The following is a 6,741-nucleotide window of genomic DNA, read 5'->3' on the forward strand; positions in this document are numbered from 1 at the left end:
CTCGCCACGGCACGCGGCGGGCGGTCGTGACTCGACGCCCGGCGCGCGGCGTCGCGGGCGGGGACGACGCTGGAGCGATGTCGGCGCGGTCGCGAAATCGGCTGTGCGTCAGGCGATGACGGAGGACTACTCGTCGTCCAGCCCGGCTGACAGGTAGGCGGCGGCGGCCAGCCACTGCCTGCACTGGGGGCCGTGGACCTCGTGGGTGTAGAGGATGTCACGCGCCTGCCGGTAGGTGAGCCCGCGGGGCTCCACGGCGCAGTCGGACATGGCGAATTCGGACACCGGGCGCTGGCGTAGGGGTTCGGCGCCGGCGCCATCGATCACGGCAACCCGGCGGGGAGTTCGAAATGGCTCGATCATTCGACTACCCCTCGCGTCCGGACGTGTGGCGGGGAGGGCGGTGGTGCTGGTGCGCGGGCTCGAACTCCCTGCGTACCTCCCCGATTTCGAGTTCGAGTTTATGCCTGCGTCGCTTACAGATGCAAGTACATCTGCACGATCGGTGGGAGAAATAAACGGCGGCGGCCGCCGGTGTGGGACCGGCGACCGCCGCTGTGCCGCTTGTGGTTTGACGTCCAGGGGGCTTACGGCTTGCGGGCGACCCCGCCGTAGGCGGAAATCGGGCGGGTCTCGCCGACCTCGGTCTCACCCGCGCGCCACTGCGTGATGGACACGAAGCCCGGGTCGACCAGTTCCAAACCGTCGAATACGGCCTTGATCTGAGCCTGCGGGCGCGGGACATAGGGAGTGCCGCCGGTGCCGGTGTAGTTCTCGCACAGGGTGACGTAGGCCTTGCTGTCGTCGGTGCCGTCCCACATCACCAGGTGACTGCCCGACGGCACGGCATCCAGCACGGTGTGCACGATTCGCAGCAGATCGTCGTAGGTCTTCGCGTGGCCGAGCACGCCCATGAACATCACGGCGATGGGCTCGTTGAAGTTCAGGACGTGCTTGGCGTCGTTGATGATCCGCTCGGGATCGTGGTAGTCGGCGTCGATGTAGGTGGTCACGCCTTCGGGTGTGGTGCTGGTGAGCAGCGCCCGCGCGTGCGTGAGCACCAGCGGGTCGTTGTCCACGTAGACGATCCGGGCTTCGGGCGCGACGCTCTGGGCGACCTCGTGGGTGTTCTGCATGGTGGGCAGGCCGGTGCCGATATCGAGGAACTGGCGGATGCCCACCTCGCCTGCGAGGTAGCGCACGGCGCGGATGAGGAACTGGCGCGACTGCACCGCCATGGTGGTGATGTCCGGATCGACTTCGATCCCGGCATCGCCTGCGATGCGGTCGATCTCGTAGTAGTCCTTACCGCCCATCCAGTAGTTCCAGATCCGCGCGGAGTGGGGGATGTCGGTCCGGATGAGGGGGCTGTGGTCTTCGGGCATGGGGTTGGACTCCTCGGCAAAAACGTGTCCGCGGCACGTCCGTGCGGGTGGGCGCGTGGGGGTGTCGCGAATGACTGGTACATCCGATGTGCACTGTGACAGTACAAGATTCGTTGTCCTGCGGCGGGTCGGATCGGGGAGCTGATCTCGGTGTTTCGGGGTCGACGCGGACGTGTTTCACAAACTCGACCGAATGGTCCGATTCTGCGGGCGCACAGGGGCGAACTTCGTGCTATCGTCCGGTGTCGGTGCAAATGCAAGAACGTTTGAACGTGCATTTGCACGAACCCGAATCGCCTAACTGCGGTAACCGAGGAGTGGGGAAGATGTCGGATACGTCCACCAACGAGATCGTCGGAACTTGGCGCAAGAGTTCCTTCAGTAATCCGAGCGGCAACTGCGTCGAGCTGGCCGAAACGGCCAACGGCCAGGTGGCGGTACGTAACTCGCGGGATCCGGAAGGCGGTGTGATCATCTACACCCGTCCGGAGATCGACGCGTTCGTCCGCGGCGCGAAAGCTGGAGAGTTCGACTATTTGACTAGCTGAGCGGTAACATAAGCGGTCGGTGCGGTGTGTCTCGCGACATGTGGATGTGACACACTGTGGGCAACCCCCGGAGTATCGGAGACGAACTCGATGATCGCTGAACCCGATGACGATGGTCATGTGCAATCCGTTGTCGCGGAGCGTGGTCCGACCGTGCTACGCATCGCATTGGGCGGCCAGCTGCGCAAACTCCGGGAGAAGAAGAACATCACCCGCGAGGCCGCTGGCGATGCGATCCGCGGATCGCACGCCAAGATCAGTCGTCTCGAGTTGGGCCGCACCGGCTTCAAAGAACGTGACATCCGCGATCTGCTGACCCTTTACGGCGTCCACGATCCCGAGGAGCGCGAGTCGTTCCTCGAACTGGCCAGGCAGGCCAACGAGCCCGGCTGGTGGCATCGCTACAGCGACTTGCTGCCGCAGTGGTTCGGCACCTACCTCGGTCTCGAGCAGGCCGCGAGCAAGATCCGCACCTACGAGTCGCATCTTGTTCCCGGCCTGCTGCAAACACCCGAATACGCCAGGGCGGTCGTGGCGCTCGGGTACGAGGACGTCGACACGGACCGGCGGGTCGCGGTGCGTCAGCGCAGGCAGGAAATTCTCTTCCGCTCGGACCCGCCGGTGGTATGGGCGGTGCTCGACGAAGCCGCGTTGGTGCGGCCCGTCGGCGGTCCGCAGGTGCATCGGGAGCAGATGCTGCACCTGATCCGGCTGGCGAAGCTGCCGAACGTGACGATCCAGGTGCTGCCGTTCACCGCGGGCGAGCATGCCGCTGCGGGTAGCTCCTTCAGCATTTTGCGTTTCGCCGAGTCGGAACTGCCGGACATCGTGTATCTCGAACAGTTGACCAGCGCGTTGTACCTCGAGCGACGGCAGGACCTCGCGCTGTATCTGTCGGTGATGGACCGGCTCAGCGTGCAGGCCGAGCGTCCGGAGAAGTCGATCGAAATCATGGAGAAGTACGCCGAGGGGCGCTGAGACGCGCGGCGGCAGCGCACCGCCGCAAGGCCCGGCAAGCCGAGCGGCCACCTCCGGAAACGGAGGTGGCCGCTCGTTTGCGTTGCTTTAATTGCCGGCGGTGGCCGCCGAAGAAATCGTCCTATTGGATCGGCCCCGGCGTCGGCGCATCGTGGTGGATACGCGCCGACGCTGGGCGCGACGCAACTCGAGTGCTTGTGGCACAAAATATTTCGCTACTCGCCTGGCTCGGACGGCGAGGCTGGTTCGCTACTGCTTGATGAAGCTGGAGGCGATTCGCCAGAATGTCGCGGGCTGCAAAGTCTGGAGATCCCAGTCGTCGGCCATCGCGTGCGCGATGGTGACGATTCGCTCGATATCGAAATCGTGCCGAGTTGCCGCGCCGGTGGATTCGACGGCATCGATGACGTATGCCATGGCGGTTTCTCGGGAGAACGCGGTATTGCTGTGGCCGCTGCGGGCCGTCGATGTGCTCATATGTCTACCGTTCGCTGGCTGGTCGGCCAGTGCGGTGTCGGCTGATCCGAACCGACCGCCGGTAAGTGGTTGTTCCATTCGAACGCCCCTGTTTCGACTGGCGGCGGCAAACCCGCGGCGGCTTCGGCCTTCGGCTCGCCCACTCGGCCTCCCCTTGTGGTCCCCTGTAAAGCGTTGCGGCACCGAGTTTATGCCGCTGCACCTTTCATATGCAAGCACATCTGCACGATCGATTGCACGTGCGTGCAGGCAATTCGGGCCCGGAAGTTTGCGGACGCGGTGCCCGGCAAGCGGAATTCAGCCACGGCCGAAGAGGACGTCCGTGCAGTAATCGATCTGTGTACCCGGCTCGACGAATTGGTCCGCCGCGGCCCGCCAGGCGAGGAAATGTTCGGTGAAGCGGTGTGCCTCGGCCGCCTCGTCGTCGGTGTAGAGCTGGTAGAGAAAGAAGCGGTGCGGATCCACCCGATCTGCGCAGATGTCGAAGCGCAGACAGCCGGGCTCGGTCCGCACCGACGCCTCCGCGCTGCGGGATATGGCCGCGAGGAACTCCGCTCGGGAGCCGGGGCGGATCTTCATCGAGACGATTCGACTGAACACGGTTGTTCTCCCATCGTGACCGTTGGCGTCAATCGGCAAGGGCGGTAGCGCGGCTCACGACGGCTCAGTCGGCCACTTGCGCTATTGCCTGGCTAATCGGAGTTCCGCCCGAGACCAGATCGAGCGTCGTTCCGGCGGTGGGCGCGGCGGGCAGCAGTCCGGACAAAACGGCCGCGACGTCGGCGCGAGGGATCTCCCCGCGCTCGAGCGGAGGCCGGGCAAGCGTCACCAGCCCGGTACCGGGGGAGTCGGTCAGGCGGCCGGGACGCAGGATCGTCCAGTCGAGATCCCGGTCCCGCAGATCGTTTTCGGCCTCGGTCTTGGCGTCGACGTACGCCGCCCACACCTCGTCGGAGCCGGGCGCGGGTGGACGCCCCGCGCCCATCGTGGAGATCTGCAGGAAACGGCGCACCCCCGTGCGCTCGGCCGTCTCGGCCAACCGGACCGAGCCGCCCAGATCGACCGTGTACTTCCGCTCGACGCCGCTGCCCTGCCCCGCGCCCGCGGCGAAAATCGCCGCGTCGCAGCCTTCGACAACCGAAACCAACTCGTCGGTACCGACCTGCTCCAAGTCGCACAGCACCGGCTCGGCGCCGGTGCCGCGCACGCCGTCCGCGTGCTCGGGATTGCGGATCAGGGCGGCGACCTCGTGGCCGTTCGCGGTGAGCAAGGGGGCGAGCAGCAATGCGATCTTTCCATGGCCGCCTGCGATGACGACGCGCATGAATCGCTCCTTCCGGTCTGGGCGGCGCCCGCGCTCAGCGCTCGGGGCCGCCGGGATTACAGCGCGCTTCGACGGTGGCCGGGTAGCCGACCGCGGGGCGCCACGGTTCCAAGTTCCAGCTCGGCTTGTTCGGCTGCACCAGCCGCGCCCACTCCCAGTGGCAGATGAACTGGTCACGCATGCCGGGCGCGTCGGCGTCGGCCGACCGGGCCACGACTTCCTGCCAGGCCCGCTCGTCCGAACCGGGGAAGGTGGTCTGGCGACCGGCCTGCGTGGGGAAAACCAGCAGCCGTGGCCCGTCCATGGTCTCGGTCCAGGTGACGTGGTCGACCAGCGGCTGGCCCGCGTAGGGGTCGACCGACGGTACGGCGGCCAGCGGTGCCGGGGCCGGTGCGCTCGACGTGGTCGTCGTGCGGGTGGTCGTGCTCGCCGCGGGCGCGGCGTCCTCGGCGCCGCACGCCACCGCCAGTGGTAGCAGACCCGCCGAGAGAAGCACTGCGGCGCGGCGCCCGGTGACGAGGCGATGCGCGTACCGCTGCGCCACGGCCGAACCTCCTGTGTTCTCCTCGGCGCCGGTTTCCGGCGTGCTCATCCGAGCCTAGCGAGCCCGAGCGGCTCCGGCGAGACGCCACGGGCGGGCCACCGATTGTGGTGGCTTGCCCGCGGGGCTCCGGCTGGGGATAGTCGGTGCGGTGCGGTGTGGACGGATCATGGTGGGGGCGGCGGGCGTCGTGGTCTCGGTGACGGTCGCGTTGGCCGGGCACGCGGGCGCGCGGGCGGGCGAGGCGCCCGGCACCGTGACCGACCTGGTGGCGCTGGCCGGGCGGCTGCACGTGCAGGGCGCGACGAGCGCCGAGCGGCTGACGTACTGGTCGCGCGGCCCGCGTGGCCCGATGCTGAGCACGGGGGTGCTTTACCTGCCCGAAGGCACTCCGCCGCAGGGCGGCTGGCCGATCATCGCCTACGCGCACGGCACCTCCGGGATCGCCGACGAGTGCGCGTTCACCCTGCAACCCCGCGACTACTACCTGACGTCGGTGTACCCGGAGCTGCTGCGTGCGGGATACGCGGTCGTGATCTCCGACTATGTCGGACTGGGCACCCCCGGCGTGCATCCCTATCTGGACGGTCCCGCGCAGGCCCGCAGCATCATCGACGGCGTCCGCGCCGCACGCGCGGTCGCCCCCTCGCTCGGCACCCGCTGGGCGGTGTTCGGTCAGTCGCAGGGCGGGCAGGCGGCGCTGTTCACCGCCCACCTCGCACCCGCCGACGCGCCGGAGCTCGATCTGCGCGGCGCGGCCGCGACCGGCGCGCCGTCGAACCTGGATCAGGTTTTCCCGCTGGCCGGACCGTGGTTGCCCCGGCTGCCGCTGCAGAAGACGACGACCTACTTCGGCATGCTGCTGGCCGGATTGCGGGCCAGCGCACCGGAGCTGGATATCGACAGTTACCTGACCCCGGTCGGCCGGGACGTGCTGCGCATCGTGGAAGCGGACTGCGTCATCGAGGCGGACGCGCAGGTGTCCGGCATCGGCATCGGCGCCATGCTGTCGCGGCCCCTGGACGATCCCGCGCTGCTGGCGGCGGTGCGCGCGATGTTGCGGGTGCCGACGAGCGACTACTCCGTTCCGCTGTACCTCGGTCAGGGGCTGACCGATCTGGAGGTGCCCGCGCCGTTGACGCTCGAGCTGATCGCCGAACTGCGCTCCGCCGGCACCGATCTGCGGGTGGGCTTCTATCCCGGCGATCATCTCGGCGCGGCGCGGGAAGCGTTTCCCGACGCGCTCGCGTTCCTGCGCGGTGCGCTCGATCGGCCCTGAACCCGTGTACTCAGCGCCACAGCGATCGGCACGGTAGCCTGCGCAGGCCGGGACGAACCTGGCCGTCGACGGTGACGGTGAGCCCGGCGTGAGCGGCGGCCGAGGTGAACTCCCACGCCTCGGTCCGGGTCGCGGCGTACTCGAGCACGAGCGCGTCGCCGGGAGTTGGGCCGTCGAAGTAGACGGTCACCCGCTGGGTGGGCGGGTCC

Annotated in this window: 10 protein-coding genes; 3 read left to right on the forward strand and 7 right to left on the reverse strand. The window is 67.9% G+C overall.

Translation table 11 applies throughout. The features are described from left to right. Positions 1–126: 126 nt before the first annotated feature. On the reverse strand, positions 127–363 hold the full coding sequence (locus HOV91_RS16060; protein WP_174186187.1) for a hypothetical protein: 237 nt from the start codon (positions 361–363) through the stop codon (positions 127–129). A gap of 224 nt (positions 364–587) precedes the next feature. Beyond that, on the reverse strand, positions 588–1,385 hold the full coding sequence (locus HOV91_RS16065; protein WP_174186188.1) for an SAM-dependent methyltransferase: 798 nt from the start codon (positions 1,383–1,385) through the stop codon (positions 588–590). Positions 1,386–1,711: 326 nt separating this feature from the next. Between HOV91_RS16065 and HOV91_RS16070 the strand changes: the two genes are divergently transcribed. Both HOV91_RS16070 and HOV91_RS16075 read left to right on the forward strand, forming a co-directional pair. Beyond that, entirely contained in the window at positions 1,712–1,933 is a 222-nt protein-coding gene (locus HOV91_RS16070; RefSeq protein ID WP_174186189.1) for a DUF397 domain-containing protein, read from the forward strand. Positions 1,934–2,023: 90 nt separating this feature from the next. Continuing rightward, positions 2,024–2,911 (forward strand): Sco1979 family transcriptional regulator, encoded by an 888-nt coding sequence (locus HOV91_RS16075; protein WP_174186190.1) that lies wholly within the window; start codon positions 2,024–2,026, stop codon positions 2,909–2,911. Positions 2,912–3,160: 249 nt separating this feature from the next. Here the strand turns inward: HOV91_RS16075 and HOV91_RS16080 are convergent, their stop codons facing one another. The 4 genes from HOV91_RS16080 to HOV91_RS16095 all read right to left on the reverse strand — a co-directional run bounded on the left by HOV91_RS16080 (position 3,161) and on the right by HOV91_RS16095 (position 5,304). After that, positions 3,161–3,388, reverse strand: a complete 228-nt coding sequence (locus HOV91_RS16080; RefSeq protein ID WP_246350162.1) for a hypothetical protein — start codon at positions 3,386–3,388, stop codon at positions 3,161–3,163. Between the two features lie 297 nt (positions 3,389–3,685). Beyond that, positions 3,686–3,988 carry a putative quinol monooxygenase gene (locus HOV91_RS16085; protein ID WP_174186192.1) on the reverse strand — a complete coding sequence of 101 codons (303 nt, stop codon included), beginning with the start codon at positions 3,986–3,988 and terminating at the stop codon, positions 3,686–3,688. Positions 3,989–4,052: 64 nt separating this feature from the next. Beyond that, a complete protein-coding gene (locus HOV91_RS16090) occupies positions 4,053–4,712 on the reverse strand; it encodes an SDR family oxidoreductase (protein ID WP_174186193.1) in 660 nt (219 codons plus the stop codon). Between the two features lie 34 nt (positions 4,713–4,746). Continuing rightward, positions 4,747–5,304 (reverse strand): DUF2599 domain-containing protein, encoded by a 558-nt coding sequence (locus HOV91_RS16095; RefSeq protein WP_174186194.1) that lies wholly within the window; start codon positions 5,302–5,304, stop codon positions 4,747–4,749. A gap of 118 nt (positions 5,305–5,422) precedes the next feature. On the opposite strand from HOV91_RS16095, the gene HOV91_RS16100 reads away from it, so the two are divergent. Next, complete coding sequence (locus HOV91_RS16100; protein WP_174186206.1) at positions 5,423–6,532, forward strand: lipase family protein; 1,110 nt, start codon at positions 5,423–5,425, stop codon at positions 6,530–6,532. 10 nt (positions 6,533–6,542) lie between these two features. On the opposite strand, the gene HOV91_RS16105 is transcribed toward HOV91_RS16100, so the two are convergent. Beyond that, positions 6,543–6,741 (reverse strand): hypothetical protein (locus HOV91_RS16105; protein WP_174186195.1); only part of this gene is annotated, 199 nt, incomplete at its 5' end.

The sequence above is a fragment of the Nocardia barduliensis genome (genome assembly GCF_013315795.1).
GTDB classification, from domain to species: domain Bacteria; phylum Actinomycetota; class Actinomycetes; order Mycobacteriales; family Mycobacteriaceae; genus Nocardia; species Nocardia barduliensis.